The following is a 21,221-nucleotide window of genomic DNA, read 5'->3' on the forward strand; positions in this document are numbered from 1 at the left end:
TGCAGAATGACTGCACGGCGGTCACCGCGCCTTGTTCGCACGCAAAAGCGACTCGAGCGCGGACGTGCGATTCAATCAGCGTCTCCCTAGCGAAGCGATCGCGAAAAGCCCCGTTCTTCGGGGCTTTTTTTGTTCTGTACTGCGGGAAGCAAGCAATGAAGTTCATCGATGAGGCCACCATTACGGTGAAGGCCGGCGACGGCGGAAACGGCTGTGTCAGTTTTCGCCGCGAGAAATACATCCCGTTCGGCGGCCCGGATGGCGGTGACGGCGGCGATGGCGGCTCGGTGTGGCTGGTCGGTGACGAGGGTCTGAACACCCTGGCCGATTTCCGCTATCAGCGCCGCTTTGATGCCCAGCGTGGCGAGAACGGCATGGGGCGCCAGCGCACCGGTGCCTCCGGAGAGGACCTGGAGATCGCGGTGCCGGTCGGGACCCAGGTGCGGGATGCCGAGACCGGCGAAATCCTCGGGGATGTCACCCACGAGGGGCAGCGGCTGCTGGTCGCCCAGGGCGGCTTCCACGGGCTCGGCAACACCCGCTACAAGTCCTCCACCAATCAGGCGCCGCGTCAGAGCAAGCCGGGCACGCCGGGCGAGCTGCGCAAGCTGTCCCTGGAGCTGATGGTGCTGGCGGATGTCGGGCTGCTGGGGCTGCCGAATGCCGGCAAGTCCACGCTGCTGGCACGCGCCTCGGCGGCGCGGCCGAAGATTGCCGACTATCCCTTCACCACGCTGATCCCGCAGCTGGGCGTGGTGCGCATCGGCGTCAACCAGAGCTTCGTAATCGCCGACATTCCGGGGCTGATCGAGGGCGCCGCGGAGGGCGCGGGTCTGGGCACGCGTTTTCTCAAGCACCTTGCGCGTACCCGCCTGCTGCTGCACGTGGTGGATGTGGCCCCGCCCGACCCGGAGGCGGATCCGCTGGCGGACCTGCACACCGCGGTTACCGAGCTGGAGCACCACAGCGACAAGCTTGCCTCTCTGCCGCGCTGGATTGTGCTGAACAAGAAGGAATTGCTGGACGCAGAAGACCTGGAGGCCCTGGTCGAGCGGGTGGCGGCGGATCAGGGCGCTGCGCATCCGGTGTTCGTCATCTCGGCGGCGACCGGGGACGGCGTGGATGCGCTGCTTCAGGCCGTGATGCGGCATATCGAGGAGACCACGCAGAGCGAGGCCGAGGCCGCCCGCCGCGGGCTGGCCGCGGACCCGGAGGACTCGTCGTGGTAGCGACCGCGGCCGCCGCGCGCACACTCCCCGCCATCCAGCGGGTGGTGGTCAAGATCGGGAGTGCGCTGATCACGGCCGACGGCGCCGGACTGGATCGCCCGGCACTGGAGTCCTGGGCCCACCAGATTGCCGCGCTGCGTCGGCGCGGTCTCGAGGTGATCCTGGTATCCAGCGGGGCGGTGGCCGAAGGCATGCGCCGGCTGGGCATGTCCGAACGGCCGCATCAACTGCACCACGTGCAGGCCGCCGCGGCGGTCGGGCAGATGGGGCTGGTGCAGGCCTACGAGCGCGAGTTCGCCAGCCATGGTCTGCATGCGGCGCAGGTCCTGTTGACCCATGACGACCTGGCTGACCGCTCGCGCTACCTGAATGCCCGCAGCACCATGCAGGCGCTGCTGGAGATGGGCACGATCCCGGTCGTCAACGAGAACGACACCGTCGCCTACGAGGAGATACGGCTGGGGGACAACGACACCCTGGCGGCGCTGGTCGCCAACCTGGTGGTGGCCGACCTGCTGCTGATCCTGACCGACCAGCATGGCCTGTTCGATCGCGATCCGCGCAAATTCGCGGATGCGCGTCTGATCCAGGAAGGCCAGGCCTCGGACGCCCAGCTGCATCGCTACGTGGCGGCCGACTTCGGGCGTCTGGGGCGTGGCGGGATGGCCACCAAGCTGCTGGCGGCGGAGCGCGCGGCCCGCTCCGGCACCCATACGGTCATCGCCTCCGGCCGCGAGGCGCAGGTGATGAGCCGGGTGCTGAAGGGCGAGGCGCTGGGGACCTGGCTGAAGCCGGACCGCGAGCCGCTGGCTGCGCGCAAGCGCTGGCTGGCGGATCAGCTGCACTCGCGCGGCCAGCTGCGGCTGGATGCCGGGGCGGCGCGCGTGCTGCGCGAATCCGGCAGCAGCCTGCTGCCGGTGGGCGTGGTCGCGGTGGAGGGGGACTTTCGTCGTGGCGAGGTGGTGACCTGCGTGGACCCGGAAGGGGTTGCGGTGGCGCGCGGGCTGACCAATTACGCGGCCAGCGAGATCCAGCGCATCCGTGGCCAGCGCGCCGACCGCATCGAGGCGGAGCTCGGCTACTTGCTGGAGCCGGAACTGATCCACCGGGACAACCTCGTCCTGCTCTCCTGATTCGCCTGCGGGCGCGTACGCGTTCGTATCCAGTTGCCCTCGGCGGGACTCCATGCCCCCCCTGTGGGAGCGTGCTTGCACGCGAAGCCCCTGCCCGCGTCCGACTCTGGCAGGGGCTTCGCGTGCAAGCACGCTCCCACGGTGTATTGCGTGTGCTGATCCGATCGCCATCCCGGCTCTTCGCTGCGCTGCGGCCGGGATGACCCCGCGCCTCACGGCTCCCTGCTACGGGCTCAGGGCCTCCGTGGTTAAAGGCGGAGGCCGCGCGCTTCAGTTGTCGGAGTGGGTGCCGGTGACTTCCAGGTCCAGGCGGCCTCGCGCCAGGCGTGCGCGCAGGCGCTGGCCAGGCGCGGTCTGGTCGGCGCGGCGCAGGACCTCGCCCTCGGGGGTCTGCAGGATTGCATAGCCACGTTCCAGCACTGCCTCCGGGCCCAGCGAGCGCAGTTGGCGGGCCGTGGCGTCCAGATGGCGCTGGCGGCTGGCCAGCGCCTGTCGGGTGGTGTCCTCGAGCTGGCGTCGCAGCCGCGCCAGCGCCTCGCGGCGTCGGGGAAGGTCGTGGTCGGGGCGCACCCGTGTCAGGCGCTGGCGCAGGTGGTCCAGGCGCATGCGGGCCGCGGCGAGGCGATTGCCGGGCGAGGCGCCGGCGAGACGGAGCTGGGTGTGCTGCAGGCGTGACCGGGCACGCTCTTCGGTGCGCGACCAGGCGCGAGTCAGGCGTTCGCGCTGGTCGTCCAGGCGCTGCGCGTCGCGCTCCAGCAGCTGACGCGGATGGCGCCGCTCCAGGCGCGCGTGCAGTGCCGCGAGGGCCTGCTGCTGCCGGGCAATGCGCTGGCCGAGCAGGCCGGACAGGCGCTCGCGGGCGCGCTGCAGCTGGTGGCGCAGGGTGGTCGCATCCGGGCTGACGGCCTCGGCCGCGGCCGTTGGTGTGGAGGCGCGCAGGTCGGCAACGAAGTCGGTGATGGTGGTGTCGCTCTCGTGCCCCACGCCGGAGACGACGGGGATCGGACAGGCGGCGATGGCACGGGCGACGCTTTCCTCATTGAAGGCCTGCAGGTCCTCCAGCGAGCCGCCGCCGCGGGCCAGGATGATCACGTCCACACGGCCCTCGCGGGCGGCCTGCTCCAGGGCCGCGACGATCTGACTGGCGGCCTGCGCACCCTGCACTGCGGTGGGGTAGAGGGTGAAGGGCAGCAGCAGCGGGAAGCGTCGCGCCAGGGTGCGTTCGATATCGTGCCGCACATCGCCCTGGGTGGAGGTGATCACGCCGAGGCGGTGGGTCCAGGCGGGGAGGGGCTTCTTCCGCTCGGGGTCGAACAGGCCCTCGGCGGCAAGCTTTTCCTTCAGGCGCTGAAAGGCCGCAAGGAGCTGGCCCTCGCCGGCTGGCTGCAGGGCCTCGACGATGATCTGGAACTGGCCGCGTGCGGCGTAGATCCCGGCGCGGCCCTGGATCTGCACCGCGTCGCCATCGGCGAAGCGGGTGGCGTTGCGGGCGTTGCCACGAAACAGCACGCAGCTGACCGAGCTGTTTGCATCTTTCAGCGAGAAGTACTGGTGGCCGGAGGCGTACTGGCGCAGGTTGGAGACTTCGCCCTCCACGCGCAGGCGGCCAAGGCCGTCGCGCAGCAGGCCGTCGGCACACTGGTTGAGTTCGGTAACGGAAAAGACCGGGGCGTCGCTCATGCGGTCCTCAGAGGCGGGCGAAGACGCGCTGGAAGACATCCGTGCCGCGGCCCACGGGGTCGATCCGCAGCCGCGCCTCCTCTTCGGCCATCGCGTGGAACAGGCCATTCATGGTGTGTTCCAGCACATGCCCCACCAGGTCCAGGCGGACGTTGGCGAGGAACGGGATGTCGCGCATCTGCGATTCCAGATTGTGGTACGAGCTCAGGGCCTCGACCGCATCCAGACTGGCGGTGACCGGCTCCCGCATCGCCTCGGTCAGGCGTGGGCGCATCTCCTGTTCGAGATGCCGGGTCGCCGCGTCCTCGCCACCGAGCAGGATGCCGCGGGCATCCTCCAGATCGAGCGCGAAGATGGCGCGGATGAAGGGCTCGCGGGCATCCCACACAGCGCCCTCGGCAGCGCGGTTCATGCGCAGTTCCAGGGTGCCCAGCGGGGCCTCCATGCCGAGTCGGCCGAGGGAACGCCGGGTGGTGGCAAGGACCTCGGGCAGCGGGATGCGCACGTCCGGGTTGCCGTAGAAGCCGTTGCGTCGGCTGAGCGTCTCGGAGGCCGAATGGGTGGCGATGACCAGGGCCTCGTGCACTGCCTCGATCAGCTCCGCGGTGGACAGCCCTGAAAATTCCGGGGGGCGCGTGAGCAGTGTGCGGAACATCTCATGGCCGAAACGCCACCATTCTGCCTGCGCGCTGGTGGAATCCAGGGCAAGGCCCGGCGCCAGCAACAGGGCCAGCATGCGGCGGCGGGTGATGCGGGCCTGTGGCGCGCGCTCGGGCATGGTGTCTCGACTGACGGGGTTTGCGGGTGACTGGGCATCCTATCAGGGTGCCGTGCGGGCGTCTGCGCAGCGTCCATTGCGCGCGTGCGCTGGCTTGTCGCGGAAGGGCCCGAATTCTATACTGACGGGCTATTTATCCGCCCCCGGGACATCTTCTCCTCTCTCCCGGCGGGCCTGGCCTGGAGTGGTACATGCGGATACTCGGTGAAGCCCTTACGTTTGATGATGTACTGCTGATCCCGGGGCATTCGAACGTCGTGCCGCGTGATGTCGACCTGACCACGAAGATCACCCGGGGCATCTCGTTGTCCGCCCCGGTGGTATCGGCCGCGATGGATACCGTCACCGAGGCGCGCCTGGCGATCGCGATGGCCCAGGAAGGCGGGCTCGGCATCGTGCACAAGAACATGTCCATCGAGGCCCAGGCGGCCGAGGTCCGGCAGGTCAAGAAATACGAAAGCGGCGTGATCAGCGAGCCGATCACCATCGGCCCGGGCGCCACCATCGGCCAGGTGGTGGAGCTGACCGAGGCCAATCACATCTCCGGCGTGCCGGTGGTGGACGGCAACGACCTGGTCGGCATCGTGACTTCCCGCGACCTGCGTTTCGAGACCCGCATGGAGGCCCCGGTCACCGAGATCATGACCCCGCGCGAGCGCCTGGTGACCGTGCCCGAGGGTGCGGATCGGGGACACGTGCTGGAGCTGCTGCACAAGCATCGGATCGAGAAGGTGCTGGTGGTCAACGACGACTTCCAGCTGCGCGGCATGATTACCGTCAAGGACATCCAGAAGTCCACCGAACACCCGCATGCCTGCAAGGACGACCGCGGTCGCCTGCGCGTGGGCGCGGCGGTCGGCGTGGGTGCCGGTACCGACGAGCGCGTGGCCGCGCTGGTTGAGGCCGGGGTGGACGTGCTGGTGGTGGACACCGCGCACGGCCATTCGCAGGGCGTGCTGGATCGCGTGGCCTGGGTGAAGAAGCACTATCCGGATGTGCAGGTGGTCGGCGGCAATATTGCCACCGCCGCCGCCGCGAAGGACCTGGTCGCGGCCGGGGCCGATGGCGTGAAGGTCGGGATCGGGCCGGGCTCGATCTGCACCACCCGCATCGTGGCCGGTGTGGGCGTGCCGCAGATCACCGCCATTGCCGATGTCGCCGAGGCGCTGCAGGGCACCGGCGTGCCGCTGATCGCGGATGGTGGCGTGCGTTTCTCCGGCGACCTGGCCAAGGCCATTGCCGCCGGCGCCAACTGCGTGATGCTGGGCTCGATGTTCGCCGGCACCGAGGAGGCCCCGGGCGAGGTCGAGCTCTATCAGGGCCGCTCCTACAAGATTTACCGCGGCATGGGCTCGCTGGGCGCGATGCAGCAGGGTTCCTCGGATCGCTACTTCCAGGACCCGAACAGCTCCGCCGACAAGTTCGTGCCCGAGGGTATCGAGGGCCGCGTGCCGTACAAGGGCTCGATCGTCGCGATCATCTACCAGCTGATGGGCGGGCTGCGCTCATCCATGGGCTATGTCGGCGCGCACGACATCGAGGAGATGCGCAGCAAGCCGCACTTCGTGCGCGTGACCGCCGCGGGCATGCGCGAGAGCCATGTGCACGACGTGGCGATCACCAAGGAAGCCCCGAACTACCGAATGGACTGACTCGGCCGCCACGGCCGGGTATCCCCCGACACCCACCGGCCGTCCGGCCGGTACAGCGGATGACCTCATGACCCAGGATCTTCACGCCCACCGCATTCTGGTGCTGGACTTCGGCTCCCAGTACACCCAGCTGATTGCCCGCCGCGTGCGCGAGGCCGGGGTCTACTCCGAGGTGCATGCCTGGGACATGCCGGCGGCAGATATCCGCGCGTTCAACCCCACCGGCATTATCCTTTCCGGCGGTCCGGAGTCGGTGAATATCGACCAGCCGCCGCGCGCCGAGGATGCGGTGTTCGAGCTGGGCGTGCCGGTGCTGGGCATCTGCTACGGCATGCAGACCATGGCCGCGCAGCTGGGCGGGCGGGTCGAGCCGTCCAAGCGCCGCGAGTTCGGTTATGCCCAGGTGCGTGCCCGCGGCCATACGCCGCTTTTGCGCGATATCGAGGATCACACCACACCGGAGGGCTACGGCCTGCTGGACGTGTGGATGTCGCATGGCGACCACGTGACCGAGCTGCCGGAGGGCTTCCGCCTAATGGCCTCCACCGATTCCGCGCCGATCGCCGGTATGGCCGACCCGGATCGCGGCTTCTACGGCGTGCAGTTCCACCCCGAGGTCACGCATACGACCCAGGGCCAGCGCATCATCGAACGCTTCCTGCACGAGATCTGCGGCTGCGAGGCACTGTGGACCGCCGACAACATCATCGACGACATGGCCGCGCGGGTGCGCGAACAGGTCGGGGACGACCATGTGGTGTTGGGTCTGTCCGGCGGGGTGGACTCCTCGGTGGTCGGGGCGCTGCTGCACAAGGCGATCGGTGACCAGCTGACCTGCGTGTTCGTGGATACCGGGCTGCTGCGCGAGGGCGAGGGTGACCAGGTGATGGCGACCTTCGCCCGCCACATGGGCGTGAACGTGATCCGTGTGGATGCCGAGGAGCGCTTCATGAGTGCGCTGGCCGGGGTCGAGGACCCGGAGGCCAAGCGCAAGGTCATCGGCGGGCTGTTCATCGACGTGTTCGACGAGGAGGCCGCGAAGCTGAACAACGTGCAGTGGCTGGCCCAGGGCACGATCTACCCGGACGTGATCGAGTCGGCCGACTCGAAGACCGGCAAGGCGCATGTGATCAAATCACACCACAACGTGGGCGGGCTGCCGGAGAACATGAAGCTGGGACTGGTGGAGCCGCTGCGCGAGCTGTTCAAGGACGAGGTGCGCAAGATCGGCGTGGAGCTGGGCCTGCCCACCGAGATGGTCTATCGCCACCCGTTCCCGGGACCGGGGTTGGGTGTTCGCATCCTCGGTGCGGTGAAGAAGGAATACGCCGATCTGCTGCGCCGCGCCGATGCGATCTTCATCGAGGAACTGCGCAAGGCCGATCTGTACGACAAGACCTCGCAGGCGTTTGCGGTGTTCCTGCCGGTGAAGTCGGTCGGGGTGATGGGCGACGGCCGGCGCTACGACTACGTGGTCGCGCTGCGCGCGGTGGAGACCATCGACTTCATGACCGCCCGCTGGGCCCACCTGCCGTATGACTTCCTCGACCACGTCTCGCGCCGCATCATCAACGAGATCCCCGGTATCTCACGCGTGACCTACGACATCTCCGGCAAGCCTCCGGCCACCATCGAGTGGGAATAGTCCTCCCGGACGGCGCCTCTTAGGGAGACGCTGATTTAATCGCACGTCCGCGTTGGTGCCCCCCGGTTTTTCGAGAAAAAGCGTTCCGAGACAATGCGCGTCGTGCAGCGGGTAGTGGTTCTACCCGCCCGTTATTGTCGAAAACGGGCGCGCGCACGGCGTTGCGGCTCCCCTGTGCAGAATGACTGCACGGCAGTCACCGCGCCTTGTTCGCACGCAAAAGCGGCTCGAGCGCGGACGTGCGATTAAATCAGCGTCTCCTTAGTTGGGGCAGAAAGTTGGACGTGGCAATATCGGGTATCCCCGAATCGTGCGTGGTCCAATTCCGTTGAAAACGCCTCCCTGTCCCGGCAACGAAAAAGAGCGGCTGCGAGCACTGCGGGCTCGAGGGCTGTTGGATACCGCGGCTGAGGAGCGGTTCGACCGACTCACGCGTCTGGCGCGGCGGATGTTCGGGGTGTCCATCGCGCTGGTTTCGCTGGTGGACGAGGACCGGCAGTGGTTCAAGTCGCGGCAGGGTCTCGAGGTGGCGGAGACCGGGCGTGATATCTCCTTTTGCGGGCATACGATTCTCGGGGGCGATATCTTCGAGATTCCCGATGCGCGCGCGGACGCCCGGTTTGCCGACAACCCACTGGTGACCGGGGAGCCGCAGATCCGGTTCTACGCCGGTGCACCACTGACAACCTCCGACGGTTACCGGATCGGGACGCTTTGCCTGATCGACGGCCAGCCGCGGCAGTTGAGCGAGGACGAGCGACGCTCCCTGCGTGACCTCGCCGATGCGGTCGCGGCGGAAATCGACTCCACCGAACAGCGGGCGCTTGCCAATGCGCTGGGGGATCTGCGGCAGCTTGGCGAGGTGATTACCCGTGCGCAGTCGGCGTTTATTCGCGATGCCGATCAGGACCGTGGGCAGGTCTTTGACGGACTGCTTGCGGATACCCTCGAGCTGACCCACAGCGAATACGGCTTTATCGGAGAGGTGCTGCACACGCCTGAAGGTTCGCCTTACCTCAAGACCAGTGCCATCACCAATATCGCCTGGGATGACGCGACCCGCGCCTTCTATGCGGCCAACGCACCCCAGGGGCTGGAGTTTCACAACCTGGAGACCCTGTTCGGCGCGGCCCTGACCGGCGCGGGGCCGGTGATTGCCAATGACCCCGCCGGAGACCCGCGCAGCGGGGGCTTGCCCGAAGGACATCCGCCGCTCAAGGCCTTTCTGGGGATACCCATCGAGCACGGGGGCGAGCGGATCGCCGTGCTGGGGATCGCCAACCGTCCGGGTGGCTACGACCCGGAACTGGTGGAGTTTCTGCAGCCGCTGCTCGCCACGCTGGGGCAGTTGGTGGATGCGGCTCGCACTCGTCGTCGTTACCGGGCGGGCCAGTTGGAGCGGGCGCGGCTGTCCCGGGTGGCGAGCGAGACGACCAATGGCGTGATCATTACCGACGCCGACGGCCGGGTCGAGTGGATTAACGACGGCTTTACCCGCTTGAGTGGCTACACCCTGGACGCAATGCTTGGCCGCCAGCCGAGTGAACTGTTGCAGGGTGCCGGGACCGATCCGGAGACGGTAGCCCGGATCGGTGGGGCGCTGGCGCGGGGCGAACCATTCGTTGAAGAGCTGTTGAACTACCACATCGACGGCCACCCGTACTGGGTGCGGATCCACTGCACCCCATTGCGCGACGAGCAGGGGGTGTTGCAGGGGTTCATCGCGATCGAGTCCGATGTGACCCGGGAACGCGAGGATGCCGAACGGATCCGCGAGAGCGAGCAACAGTTCCGCTCGCTGGTCGACAATATCCCCGGAATCACCTATCGCTGCCTGCTGGATGCGGACTGGACCATGCTCTACATGAGCGACCAGGTGGATACGCTGTCGGGCTATCCTGCCAGCGACTTCATCGACAATGCCGTGCGCAGTTACGCCAGCGTGATCCACGAGGATGATCAGGCGCGAGTCCAGGATGCGGTGGAACAGGCCTTGAGCGCCGGCGACGACTGGTCCGTTGAATACCGTATTTGGCATCGTGACGGCAGTATCCGCTGGGCCCAGGAACGGGGCTCCGCCATTCGTGATCCGGATGGCCGAGTGCGCTACCTCGACGGCTTCATCCTCGATGCGACCCGGGAACGGGAACATCGTGAACAGCATCAGCGCCAGCTGGACGCGTTCGCGGCGCTAAACGAGATTGCATCCCTGGTGGCGCTGGACCTCGATGACCAGCTCGAGCGCGCGCTACAAATGGGGGCCAACTTTCTGGGGCTGGAACTGGGCATCGTCAGTCGGATCCGCGGCGACGACTATACGGTGCGGGCGTTCGTCGCGCCGGCTGGCGCCCCCCTCGAGCGTGGTCAGCGCTTTGCGCTCGGGCGTACCTACTGTGCGCTGACCCTTGCGCACAACGACCTGCTGACGATCGAGCACATGGGCGCGTCCAAGCACCAGGGCCACCCGTGTTACGCGGACTTCGGCCTGGAAGCCTACATCGGTGTCGTGCTGGAGGTTGAGGGGCAGCGCTTTGGCACCCTGAACTTTTCGTCGGCGCACCCCAGACCGGCCGCGTTCAGCGAGGGTGAACGCATGTTCGTGCGTCTGTTGGGGCGCTGGGTGGCCGCGAGCCTGGAGCGGGAACAGTCGCACGAGCAGTTGAAGAAGCTGATCTCACTGGTCCCGGGGATGGTGTATCAGTATCGGCAGTGGCCGGACGGCCGCATGGCCTTCCCGTACAGCAGCCCCGGCATCCAGGATATCTACGGCATCAGCGCAGAGGCGGCACGCGAGGATGCCAGCATGGTGTTCCGCAGTCTGCACCCGAAGGACCGGGATCGGGTGGCGCAGTCCATCGAACGGTCGCGGCGGGAACTGAGCAACTGGCATTGCGAGTATCGCACCCTGCGGGATGATGGTCGCGTGGGGTGGGTGCAGGGTCACGCCTCGCCCGAGCCCCTCGACGACGGTAGTACGCTGTGGCACGGATATATTCGGGATATCACGGATGAAAAGGAGGCCGAGCTGGCCGTCGCGGACAGCGAGGCCCGCCTGCGGGGGCTGTTCGAGCTCTCACCGGTGGGGATCGCGCTGAACGATTACGAGACCGGGACGTTTGTGGATCTCAACGCGGCCCTGTTGCGCCCGACCGGTTATACCCGCGAGGAGTTCGTTGCACTCAGCTACTGGGATGTCACGCCCCGGGAGTACGCAGCGCAGGAAGCGCAGCAACTGGAGAGCATGGAACAGACGGGCCGTTACGGCCCCTACGAGAAGGAATACATCCGCAAGGATGGCACCCGGTATCCCGTGCTGCTCAACGGAATGGTCGTGCACGACAAGTCCGGTCGCAAACTGATCTGGTCCATCATCGAGGATATCTCCGAGCGCAAGCGCATCGAGCGCATGAAAAACGAGTTTATCTCCACCGTCAGCCACGAGCTGCGCACGCCGCTCACGTCCATCTCCGGAGCCCTGGGCCTGCTGACGGGCGGGGCGGCAGGAGCGTTGCCGGAGCGGATGCAGGAGATGCTGGAGATTGCCCACAAGAACAGCAAGCGCCTGGGGCTGCTGATCAACGACCTGCTGGACATGGAAAAGCTGGTGGCCGGCAAGATGCGCTTCGAGATGCAAGAGCAGCCGCTGTTCCCGTTGCTGGAGCAGGCTGTGCGCAGCAACCAGAGCTATGCCGACCAGTACGGGGTGCACCTGATGCTGGATGCGGAGGACGACGGGGTCCGGGTCGAGGTGGATGCCGACCGCCTGCAGCAGGTGCTGGCCAATCTGCTCTCCAACGCAGCCAAGTTTTCGCCGGAGGGTGAGGAGGTGCGGGTGGCGGTGGAGCGTGACGGCGCCCGAGTGCGCGTCTCGGTGATCGATCACGGCCCCGGGATCCCGGAGGCGTTCCGCGAACGCATCTTCCAGAAGTTTTCCCAGGCCGATGCCTCCGACACCCGCCAGAAGGGTGGTAGCGGCCTGGGGCTGGCGATCACCCGGGAGCTGGTGGAGCGCATGGGCGGTGAGGTCGGGTTCGACTCCGTGCCGGACGCGGGGGCGACTTTCTGGTTTGAACTGGGATGCCACCGTGAGGGGGCCCGCGGATGAGGCAGCAGTGGTCAGGCTCGGTGGAGCGCGGGCTTGCGACGTTGGCGCTGGCCCTGCTGGCGGTGGCCGGCAATTTCTTCCATCTGCCGCTGCTGTTCGGTCTGGACTTCATCTTCGGATCGATCGCGGTGATGCTCGCGGTGCTGCTGTTGGGGACGCTGCCCGCGGTGATTGTCGCGATCGCCGGGGGACTCTACACCTTGGTCCTGTGGGGCGTTCCGTATCCGATGGTGGTGTTCGTGATCGAGGCACTGGTAGTGGGCCTCGTTTACCGGCGCTGGCTGTACAACGTGGTGGTGGCCGACCTGCTGTACTGGCTGGTGATCGGGGTTCCGCTGGTGTTGCTGTTCTATCGCGGCTTGATCGGGATGGACTGGGAACCCACCACCATGATCGCCCTGAAGCAGGCGGTGAACGCGCTGTTCAACACGCTGATCGCCAGCCTGTTGGTGATGTTTTGGCGGTTGTTGCGGCGCGGCGAGCAGGCCTCCCGACTGGGCAGGCCTTCGCTGGCGAGCCTGTTGTTCCACGCGATGCTCCCGGTCACCCTGCTGGCCGGGCTGGCCCCGATCCTGCACCAGAGCTATCAGCAGCGCGACGAGCAGGAGGCCTTCATGGTCGAGCGCCTGCAGGAACGCGCCGAGAGTCTGTCCGAACGGCTCGCGAGCGATTACCGCGAGGGCCGGGTCCGGTATGACTACCATCTGCGGCGGGTGCAGACGCGCGAGGATCTGGGGCTTGCGATTGTGTCCCCGGAAGGTCGGGTGCTGGCCAGTCGGGGCGACGTCCGCAGCGTGCTGGAGGCGTCGGATGGCCAGGTGGAGACCCTGGATCGCGAGCTTTCGATCTGGTTGCCGGACGGTTCAATGTCGGCTGTGGGTCGCTGGGGGCAGGGGGCCTACTTCGTTGCAGCGCCGGTGGGCCTCGTGCCGGATATCGAGCAGGTGTATGCGGAGATGCCGGCGGCACCGGTGGTCCGGGCGCTGGAGCAGCAGCGCGTGGAGTTGTTTGCCCTCCTGACGGTGATCGTGGCCCTGGCCATCCTGGTCTCGGCCGCCTTGAGTTATGCCATCAGCCGTCCCTTGCGCAAGCTGGATGCGGTCAGTGCAGGGCTGAGTTCGGACATTGCCGCGGGGCGTTCGCCGGAACTGCCGGAAAGCCGGATTCTCGAATACGACGGCCTGGCCAGGACCCTGCGCGAGATGTCGCGGCAGCTGGTGGCCAGTTTCCGCCAGCAGGCGCAGGCGCGCAGCGAACTCGAGTCCGAGGTGCAGACGCGCACTGCGGAGCTTGCGCAGACCGCCGATCAGTTACAGGCGGTTCTGGCGGCGGCGTCGGAATTCGCAATTGTGGTGACCGACCGCGATGGTCTGATCACCCTGTTCAATCCGGGTGCGGAAAAGATGACGGGCTATGCTGCCGACGAAATGGTGGGCCAGCAGTCACCCGTCCTGTTCCATGTGCCGGAGGAGATCGCAGCGCGCGCGGCGCAATTGAGCGCTGCCAGTGAACGAACGATCGATGGCTTTCGGGCCTTCGTCGAGATCGCGGATCGCGAGGGAGCGGAAACCCGGGAATGGACCTTTGTGCGCAAGGACGGCATGCGCATTCCCGTTTCCCTGACGGTGACCCCCCAGACCGACAAACAGGGAAATATCAGCGGCTACCTGGGTATCGCCGAGGACATCACCGAGCGCAAGGCCGCCGAACAGGCCCTGCGCGAGAGCGAAAAACGCTTCCGGGATGCCACCCAGCAGTTGACGCTGGCGACCGAGGCGGCGCATCTGGGTGTATGGGATTTGAACCTGACCAGCGGGCGGCTTGACTGGGATTCCGGGATGTTCCGTCTTTACGGCGTGTTACCCCGCGATTTTGGTCACCATGCCGATGACTGGAGGCGCGCCTTGCTGCCCGAAGACTTGGAGCACGCAGAAGCCAGCCTCGAAACTATCCTTGAACGTCCCGGGATACCCCGCGAGTTCACGTTCCGAATTCTCCGGGGCGATGGGGCGACACGTCATATTCGCGCTATGGCACAGGCGATAACCGATGCGGCAGGTGTGGTCGTGCGGGCGATTGGCGTGAACGAAGACGTAACCGAGCGTATAGAGGCGGAGCGAGCCCTGGCGGAGCAGGCGCTTCGCACGCAGACGATCATCGATAACATCGTAGACGGGATCATTACGATCGATCGCGATGGGTTGATCCAGTCGTTCAATCCGGGTGCAAGTCGCATCTTCGGGTATACGCCCCGTGAGGTTGCCGGTCGCAATGTAAGCGTGTTGATGACCGGGCCTGATCGTGAGAGCCATGACGTATACCTGCGTAATTATCAGGCCACTGGCAACCGGCGGGTGATTGGCACCAGCAGGGAACTGCAGGGGCGTCGCAAGGATGGAACCGTGTTCCCGATGGAACTTGCTGTATCGGAGGTCACGCAACACGGCGAGCCCCTCTATGTGGGGGTTGTGCGTGACATCACCGAACGCAAGCGGGTGGAGCGCATGAAGAACGAGTTCGTTTCCACGGTGAGCCACGAACTGCGTACGCCACTGACATCGATCTCGGGAGCCCTTGGGATGATTGCCAGCGGCGCGCTTGGCGAACTGCCCGGCGAGGTGGGCGAAATGGTCACGATTGCCCAGCGCAACAGCCAGCGTCTGACGCTGTTGATCAACGACCTGCTGGACATGGAAAAGCTGGTGGCCGGCAAGATGCGCTTCGAGATGCAAGAGCAGCCGCTGTTCCCGTTACTGGAGCAGGCTGTGCGCAGCAACCAGAGCTATGCCGCCCAGTACGGGGTGCACCTGATGCTGGATGCGGAGGATGACGGGGTCCGGGTCGAGGTGGATGCCGACCGCCTGCAGCAGATGCTGGCCAATCTGCTCTCCAACGCAGCCAAGTTCTCGCCGGAGGGTGAGGAGGTGCGGGTGGCGGTGGAGCATGACGGCGCCCGGGTGCGCGTCTCGGTGATCGATCACGGCCCCGGGATCCCGGAGGCGTTCCGCGAACGCATCTTCCAGAAGTTTTCCCAGGCCGATGCCTCCGACACCCGCCAGAAGGGCGGAAGCGGCCTGGGACTGGCGATCACCCGGGAGCTGGTGGAGCGCATGGGCGGCGAGGTCGGGTTCGACTCCGTGCCGGACGCGGGGGCGACGTTCTGGTTCGACTTGCCACTGACCGGGCAGGGCCGGGGCAAGCATGGGGGTGCCCAGTGAATGAGGAGAGCGTAAGGCTCGGCCTGATGCCGCCACTGACCGGCCTGGTCAGCATATACGGACCAGAAATCCTCCGCGCCGCCGAGATCGCCTGTGCCGAGATCAACGAACAGGGCGGTGTGCTGGGCCGGCCACTGGAGCTTGTGGTCGAGGATGACGGCAGTTTGCCGGAGAGCGCGGTCGCCGCAGCGGAAAAACTGGTCAAGCAGCATGGCTGCGCCGCCATCATTGGCAACCTGCTGTCCAACTCCCGTATCGCCGTCGCCTATCGCGTGGCCGAACCGAACGGGGTTCCGCAGCTCAATTTTTCTTTCCACGAAGGCAGTATCGATAGCCGCTATTTCTTCCACTTCGCCGCCCTGCCCAATCAGCAGATCGACCGCATGATCCCCTACATGCGGGAGCAGTACGGCCCCCGGTTTTTCTTTGCCGGCAACAACTACGAATGGCCCCGCGGCTCCATTGCAGCCGCCAAGGACGCGTTGGCGAAGTGCGGCGGTGAATCACTGGGTGAGGAATACCGCGACCTCGGCGTGGCCGTAGAGGAGATCGATCGCCTGCTCGATGTTGTTGCGGCGGCTGCTCCGGACGTCTTTGTGCCGTACTTTGCCGGAGCCGACCAGATCAACCTGCTTACGCGCTTTTCCGAGCGTGGACTCAAGTCAGGTATTGCAGTGGTCATGGGGCACTACGACGAGATGATGGCGAGCAAGCTGCCGCCACAGGTGCGTGAGGGCCTGTACTCCAGCAACACCTATTTCATGAGTGTTGACAGCGATGCCAATCGTAATTTCATGGAGCGGCTTGCACAGATGCCCGGTGTCAATGGCATCTGGCCGCACGGCAATGGCACTCTCACCAACTTCAGCGAAGGCGCCTATGTCTGTGTGAAGGCATTTGCCACGGCAGCCAATGCCGCCGGCAGCACCGATCCCGAGGCGCTGGTCGACGCACTCAAGACCGTCCGCGTGACGGCGCCACAGGGCAGCGTGGTGATGGACCCGGAGACCCAGCATGCCGCGGTCAACTGCTATCTGACCCGATGCAACCGCGAGGGTGTCTTCGACATCATCCAGGCATTCGAACTACAGCCACCGGTGATTCCCGAGCGCTACCGTCACCAGAAAATCAGCAGCCACGCCACCCTGGAGGACGATATTCGACTGCAGGCGCGAATGCTGGAGCAGATGCAGGGCGGGGTGTTGCTCATCGATTCGGGCAGCCAGACAGTCATCTACGCCAATGCCGGCGCCGAGAAGATGTTCGGATACGAGCGTGGCGGACTGGTCAACACGACGTGGCAGCAGCTCGGCCCGCCTGGTCGCGAATCTGGCGCCAGTCGGCTGGAGGATGTCGCCGCCAGCATCCTGCACCATGGCGCCTGGGAAGGGGAACTGCGACAGCGGCACCAGAATGGCACCGAACTCTACTGTCGGGCTTCATTCAGTACCTTCACCCACCCGGTGCAGGGTGAGGTCTGGCTTGGCGTCTACACCGACATTACCGACCGCAAGCGGGCCGAAACCGCCCTGGCGGAACAAGTCCATCACACGCAGACGATTCTCGATAACATGGTCGATGGCATCATCACCATCGACGGGAACGGCGTCATCCAGTCGTTCAACCCGGCGGCCGAGCAGATTTTCGGCCATGCCGCCGACGCGGCAATCGGCCGCAACGTGAGCATGCTCATGCCCAGCCCGCACCGCGAGGCCCACGACAGCTACCTGCGCAACTACCAGGCCACCGGCGTGGCGCGCATCATCGGCATCGGCCGCGAGGTGGATGGCCGGCGCCGCGATGGCAGCCTGTTCCCGATGGAGCTGGCCATATCCGAAGTGACCCGCCAGGGGCAGCCCCTGTACGTGGGCATGGTGCGCGACATCACCGAGCGCAAGCGCGTCGAGCGCATGAAGAGCGAGTTCATCTCCACCGTGAGCCACGAGCTGCGCACACCGCTGACCTCCATCTCCGGCGCGCTGGGGCTGATCGCCGGCGGCGCGCTGGGCGCACTGCCGGAGCAGGCGCGGGAGATGATCGCCATCGCCAACAAGAACAGCCAGCGCCTTACCCACCTCATCAACGATCTGCTCGACATGGAGAAGATCGCCGCCGGCAAGCTGCATTTCGAGATGCAGGTGCAGCCGCTGCTGCCCCTTATCCAGCAGGCCCTGGACAGCCACCGCACCTACGGCGCGGAACGCCGGGTGGCGCTGGTGCTCGCGGGCGAGGCGGCGCACACCGAGGTGCGGGTGGACAGCCAGCGGCTGATGCAGGTGCTGGCCAATCTGCTGTCGAACGCCATCAAGTTCTCGCCCGAGGGCGGCACGGTGGACGTGGCCGTGGCATGCGACGCGGCGCGGGCGCGCGTGAGCGTACGCGACCACGGCCCCGGCATTCCCGAGGCCTTCCAAAGCCATATTTTCGAAAAATTCGCGCAGGCCGACGCCTCGGACACGCGCCAGAAGGGCGGCACCGGCCTCGGCCTGGCCATCACCCGCGAGCTGGTCGAACGCATGGGCGGGGCGATCGGGTTCGATTCGGTTGAAGGCGCGGGCGCGACCTTCTGGATCGAACTGCCGCTGGCGGCGGTGGCCCAGCCGGCCGTCCCCGGCGCACTTGCCGATGCGGATGCGCCGCGCATCCTGGTGGTGGAAGACGAGCCGGACGTCGCGCAACTGCTGAACCTGATGCTCACCCGCGCCGGATATCGCGTCGACATCGCGCTCACCGGGCAGGACGCGCTGGCGGCCGTGCAAAAAACGGCGTACGACGCCCTGAGCCTGGACCTGATGCTGCCCGACATCAGCGGCCTGGAAATCATCCGCCAGGTGCGCCAGCGGCAGGAAACGGCAGACCTGCCCATCGTGGTGGTGTCGGCCAAGATGGAAGAGGGGCGGCTGGCGATCAACGGCGACTTCTCCGCCATCGAGTGGCTGGCCAAGCCGATCGACGAGCACCGGCTGCTGGCCGTGTTGGAGCGCCTGGTTTCCCGGACCAGTGCGCAGCATCCGCGCGTGCTGCACGTGGAGGATGACGACGACCTGTACCAGGTGGTACGCACCATGGTCGGCGAGCGTTTCGATTTCGAGCAGGCCAGGACGCTCCGCGAAGCCCGCGCCCGCGTGGCGCTGGAGCGCTTCGAGGTGGTGATTCTCGACATCGGCCTGCCGGACGGCTCCGGCTGGGACCTGTTGCCGGACATCCGCGCGCGCCAGCCCGATGCGCGCGTCGTCATCTTCTCCGGCGCCGACACGACCGCGGACGAGGCGCACAGGGTCGAGGCGGTGCTGCTCAAGTCGCAGGTATCGCCGCGCGAGCTGATCGACGCCCTCGGCAGCCGCATCCGATCATTCAAAACCAAAGGGAGGGACGCATGAGCACCCTGCAACGCATTCTGTACGTGGAAGACGAGCCCGACATCCAGGCCGTGGCGAGGCTCGCGCTGGAGACGGTCGGCGGTTTTACGGTCAAGGTCTGCTCCTCGGGCGAGGAGGCCGTGCGTGAGGCGGAGACCTTTGCACCCGACATGATCCTGCTGGATGTGATGATGCCCGGGATGGATGGACCAACGACCCTGGAGGCCCTGCGAGGTATTCCGGCGCTGGCCGAGGTGCCGGTGGCCTTCATGACTGCCAAGGTGCAGCCCTCCGAGATCGCACACTACAAGTCGCTGGGGGCGCGCGACGTGATCCCCAAACCGTTCGATCCCATGACGCTTTCCGACCAGGTGCGGCAGGTCTGGGATGGGGCGGCATGACAAGTGCTGACGCCGAGCAGGCCTTGAAAGACCGCCTGGCACAACTGCGTGCTCGGTATCTGGAACACCTGCCGGATGAGCTGGCTGCACTGAGTGCTCTGCAGGGCCGGTTGGCCGGGAAAGAGCAGGACCGCGAGGTGCTGGACGAACTGCAACAGCGTCTGCACAAGCTGGCCGGCAGCGGGGGCAGTTTCGGCTGTGCGGAGTTGAGTGCCGCCGCGCGTGTGCTGGAGCAGCGGATCGGCAGCTGGCTTGGGGCGAAGGCGCTGGCACTGGATGCTGCGAGTCGTCAGTGGCTGGCGGACGAGATCGCAGGACTCTCCCGCACCGTACCCGCCCAATCGATGGAGCCCTCGGAACAACCGGATGCGGGTGTGCTCCCCGAGACTCGACCCGCTGTGGACCGTGTCCTGAAGGTATGGCTGGTCGAAGACGATGCGGAACTGGCCGGGCAACTCGGGCAGCAACTCCAGTCTTTCAATTATGCGGTTCGAGTGTTCGACGGCATTGATGCGCTCAAGCGTGCGGTGAAGGGTGAGCAACCGGATCTGCTGCTGATCGACGTGATGCTGGACGAGGGCCGTGAAAATGCAACCGCAAGGCTGGTGGACTGCCCCGATCTGCAGGCGTTGGGCTGCCCGTTGATCTTTCTCTCCGACAAAGACGACTTTCCGTCACGTGTGCGCGCGGTACAGCTGGGCGCGCAGGGGTATTTCCTGAAACCGCTGGATGTGCCCCGGCTGGTCAATCGTATCTCGCAGATCTTCGAGGAGCGTCATGCGCCGGCGCAACGGGTGCTGATCGTGGACGACGACGCCGATCTTGCCGAGCATATGCGGCTGGTACTGACCGCCGCCGGGATGGAGGCCCGAGTGCTGGATGCGCCGCGCGAGATCATGGATACGATCGCCGCGTTCCGGCCGGAACTGGTGCTGATGGATCTGTATATGCCCGAATACGCGGGCACCGACCTGGCGGGGCTGATTCGCCAGCACGAGGCCTACATCCATCTGCCGATCGTGTATCTGTCGGCGGAAACCGATATCGAGCGTCAGATCGAGGCCATGGGTCGGGGCGCGGACGACTTCCTGACCAAGCCGATTTCCGACGTGCAACTGGTGGCCGCCGCTCGCTCGCGGATCGCGCGCGCACGCCAGCTGGAGGAGCGGATCAGCAAGGACAGTCTGACTGGACTGCTCAAGCACGCCAGCATCAAGGAGGCCGCTAGTCGGGAGGTGTTGCGCGCTCGCCGGATCGGGCGACCCGTTACGTTGGCGATGCTCGACATCGACCACTTCAAGAGGGTCAACGATGCCTACGGGCATGCCGTGGGAGATGTGGTGATTATGTCGATCGCGACCCTGCTGCGGCAGCGCCTGCGCCAGTCCGACATCATCGGCCGCTATGGCGGGGAGGAGTTCGTCGCGGTGCTGCCGGAATGCGACGCGGAGAATGCCCGGCGGGTGCTCGAGGATATCCGCCGTAACTTTGCTGCTCTGAATTTCAACCATCGGGACGATCGCTTCGGCTGCACTATCTCGATCGGCATGGTGTGTTCGGCTGACTATCCCGAGGAGGATGGTCCTGATCTACTGGTCGCTGCCGACGAGGCGCTCTACCGGGCCAAGCGGGGTGGGCGCGATCAAACCGAGCAGGCGTTCCCGGTGCCCGCACATTAGCGAAACACTGATTAGTGTACACACTCGCGTTGGCACCCCGGGTTTTCCGATACAAAGGGCGGTGCGCAATCGGTAGTGGTTCTATCGGCCCGTTTTTGACGGATTCTGGCCGCAACGCAGGATCGAGGAACCTGAGGTGCCAACCCCGAAGGGGTTTGGCCGCCCGTTGTTATCAAGAACGGGCGCGCGCACAGCGTTTCGGCTCCCTTGCGCAGAATGACTGCACGGCAGTCGCTGCGCCTTGTTCGCACGCAGAGGCGACTCGAGCGCGAGCGTGCACATAAATTAGTGTTTCCTTAAGTCACGGATTGTTGAAGGCGGTGGGCCGGCCTGCCGGTATGT

General features: G+C 66.0%; 11 protein-coding genes. 9 read left to right on the forward strand and 2 right to left on the reverse strand.

Annotated elements, in window-relative coordinates:
• The first annotated feature begins 155 nt into the window (after positions 1–155).
• Together cgtA and proB are read left to right on the forward strand one after the other, a co-directional pair.
• Positions 156–1,229 (forward strand): Obg family GTPase CgtA, encoded by a 1,074-nt coding sequence (cgtA, locus tag D000_RS0104285; protein WP_018872321.1) that lies wholly within the window; start codon positions 156–158, stop codon positions 1,227–1,229.
• The gene (proB, locus tag D000_RS0104290; protein ID WP_018872322.1) at positions 1,223–2,362 is read left to right on the forward strand and encodes a glutamate 5-kinase; all 1,140 of its coding nucleotides are present in this window, start codon (positions 1,223–1,225) and stop codon (positions 2,360–2,362) included. The genes cgtA and proB overlap by 7 nt, the downstream gene beginning before the upstream one ends.
• A gap of 270 nt (positions 2,363–2,632) precedes the next feature.
• On the opposite strand, the gene xseA is transcribed toward proB, so the two are convergent.
• Both xseA and D000_RS0104300 read right to left on the reverse strand, forming a co-directional pair.
• Positions 2,633–4,042 carry an exodeoxyribonuclease VII large subunit gene (gene xseA, locus D000_RS0104295; RefSeq protein ID WP_018872323.1) on the reverse strand — a complete coding sequence of 470 codons (1,410 nt, stop codon included), beginning with the start codon at positions 4,040–4,042 and terminating at the stop codon, positions 2,633–2,635.
• 7 nt (positions 4,043–4,049) lie between these two features.
• Positions 4,050–4,820 carry a DUF4197 domain-containing protein gene (locus tag D000_RS0104300; RefSeq protein WP_018872324.1) on the reverse strand — a complete coding sequence of 257 codons (771 nt, stop codon included), beginning with the start codon at positions 4,818–4,820 and terminating at the stop codon, positions 4,050–4,052.
• Between the two features lie 191 nt (positions 4,821–5,011).
• On the opposite strand from D000_RS0104300, the gene guaB reads away from it, so the two are divergent.
• The 7 genes from guaB to D000_RS0104335 all read left to right on the forward strand — a co-directional run bounded on the left by guaB (position 5,012) and on the right by D000_RS0104335 (position 20,879).
• The gene (guaB, locus tag D000_RS0104305; protein WP_018872325.1) at positions 5,012–6,472 is read left to right on the forward strand and encodes an IMP dehydrogenase; all 1,461 of its coding nucleotides are present in this window, start codon (positions 5,012–5,014) and stop codon (positions 6,470–6,472) included.
• A gap of 67 nt (positions 6,473–6,539) precedes the next feature.
• Positions 6,540–8,117 (forward strand): glutamine-hydrolyzing GMP synthase, encoded by a 1,578-nt coding sequence (guaA, locus tag D000_RS0104310; RefSeq protein WP_018872326.1) that lies wholly within the window; start codon positions 6,540–6,542, stop codon positions 8,115–8,117.
• 394 nt (positions 8,118–8,511) lie between these two features.
• Positions 8,512–12,222 (forward strand): PAS domain S-box protein, encoded by a 3,711-nt coding sequence (locus tag D000_RS0104315; protein ID WP_081616635.1) that lies wholly within the window; start codon positions 8,512–8,514, stop codon positions 12,220–12,222.
• Between the two features lie 20 nt (positions 12,223–12,242).
• A complete protein-coding gene (locus D000_RS0104320) occupies positions 12,243–15,440 on the forward strand; it encodes a PAS domain S-box protein (RefSeq protein WP_020146389.1) in 3,198 nt (1,065 codons plus the stop codon).
• The gene (locus D000_RS0104325; protein WP_255349407.1) at positions 15,437–18,820 is read left to right on the forward strand and encodes an ABC transporter substrate-binding protein; all 3,384 of its coding nucleotides are present in this window, start codon (positions 15,437–15,439) and stop codon (positions 18,818–18,820) included. Before D000_RS0104320 ends, D000_RS0104325 begins: the two co-directional genes overlap by 4 nt.
• Complete coding sequence (locus tag D000_RS0104330; protein WP_018872330.1) at positions 18,817–19,200, forward strand: response regulator; 384 nt, start codon at positions 18,817–18,819, stop codon at positions 19,198–19,200. The genes D000_RS0104325 and D000_RS0104330 overlap by 4 nt, the downstream gene beginning before the upstream one ends.
• Positions 19,197–20,879 (forward strand): diguanylate cyclase, encoded by a 1,683-nt coding sequence (locus D000_RS0104335; RefSeq protein ID WP_018872331.1) that lies wholly within the window; start codon positions 19,197–19,199, stop codon positions 20,877–20,879. The genes D000_RS0104330 and D000_RS0104335 overlap by 4 nt, the downstream gene beginning before the upstream one ends.
• Positions 20,880–21,221: the final 342 nt, after the last annotated feature.

It is taken from the genome of Thioalkalivibrio sp. ALJ16, from assembly GCF_000377345.1.
Lineage (GTDB): Bacteria > Pseudomonadota > Gammaproteobacteria > Ectothiorhodospirales > Ectothiorhodospiraceae > Thioalkalivibrio.

What these genes read in the sequence shown, in the direction of transcription:
- cgtA (WP_018872321.1), top strand. Translation starts at nt 156, where the DNA reads ATGAAGTTCATCGATGAGGCCACCATTACGGTGAAGGCCGGCGACGGC.
- xseA (WP_018872323.1), bottom strand. Translation starts at nt 4,042, where the DNA reads ATGAGCGACGCCCCGGTCTTTTCCGTTACCGAACTCAACCAGTGTGCC.
- D000_RS0104300 (WP_018872324.1), bottom strand. Translation starts at nt 4,820, where the DNA reads ATGCCCGAGCGCGCGCCACAGGCCCGCATCACCCGCCGCCGCATGCTG.
- guaB (WP_018872325.1), top strand. Translation starts at nt 5,012, where the DNA reads ATGCGGATACTCGGTGAAGCCCTTACGTTTGATGATGTACTGCTGATC.
- guaA (WP_018872326.1), top strand. Translation starts at nt 6,540, where the DNA reads ATGACCCAGGATCTTCACGCCCACCGCATTCTGGTGCTGGACTTCGGC.
- D000_RS0104330 (WP_018872330.1), top strand. Translation starts at nt 18,817, where the DNA reads ATGAGCACCCTGCAACGCATTCTGTACGTGGAAGACGAGCCCGACATC.
- D000_RS0104335 (WP_018872331.1), top strand. Translation starts at nt 19,197, where the DNA reads ATGACAAGTGCTGACGCCGAGCAGGCCTTGAAAGACCGCCTGGCACAA.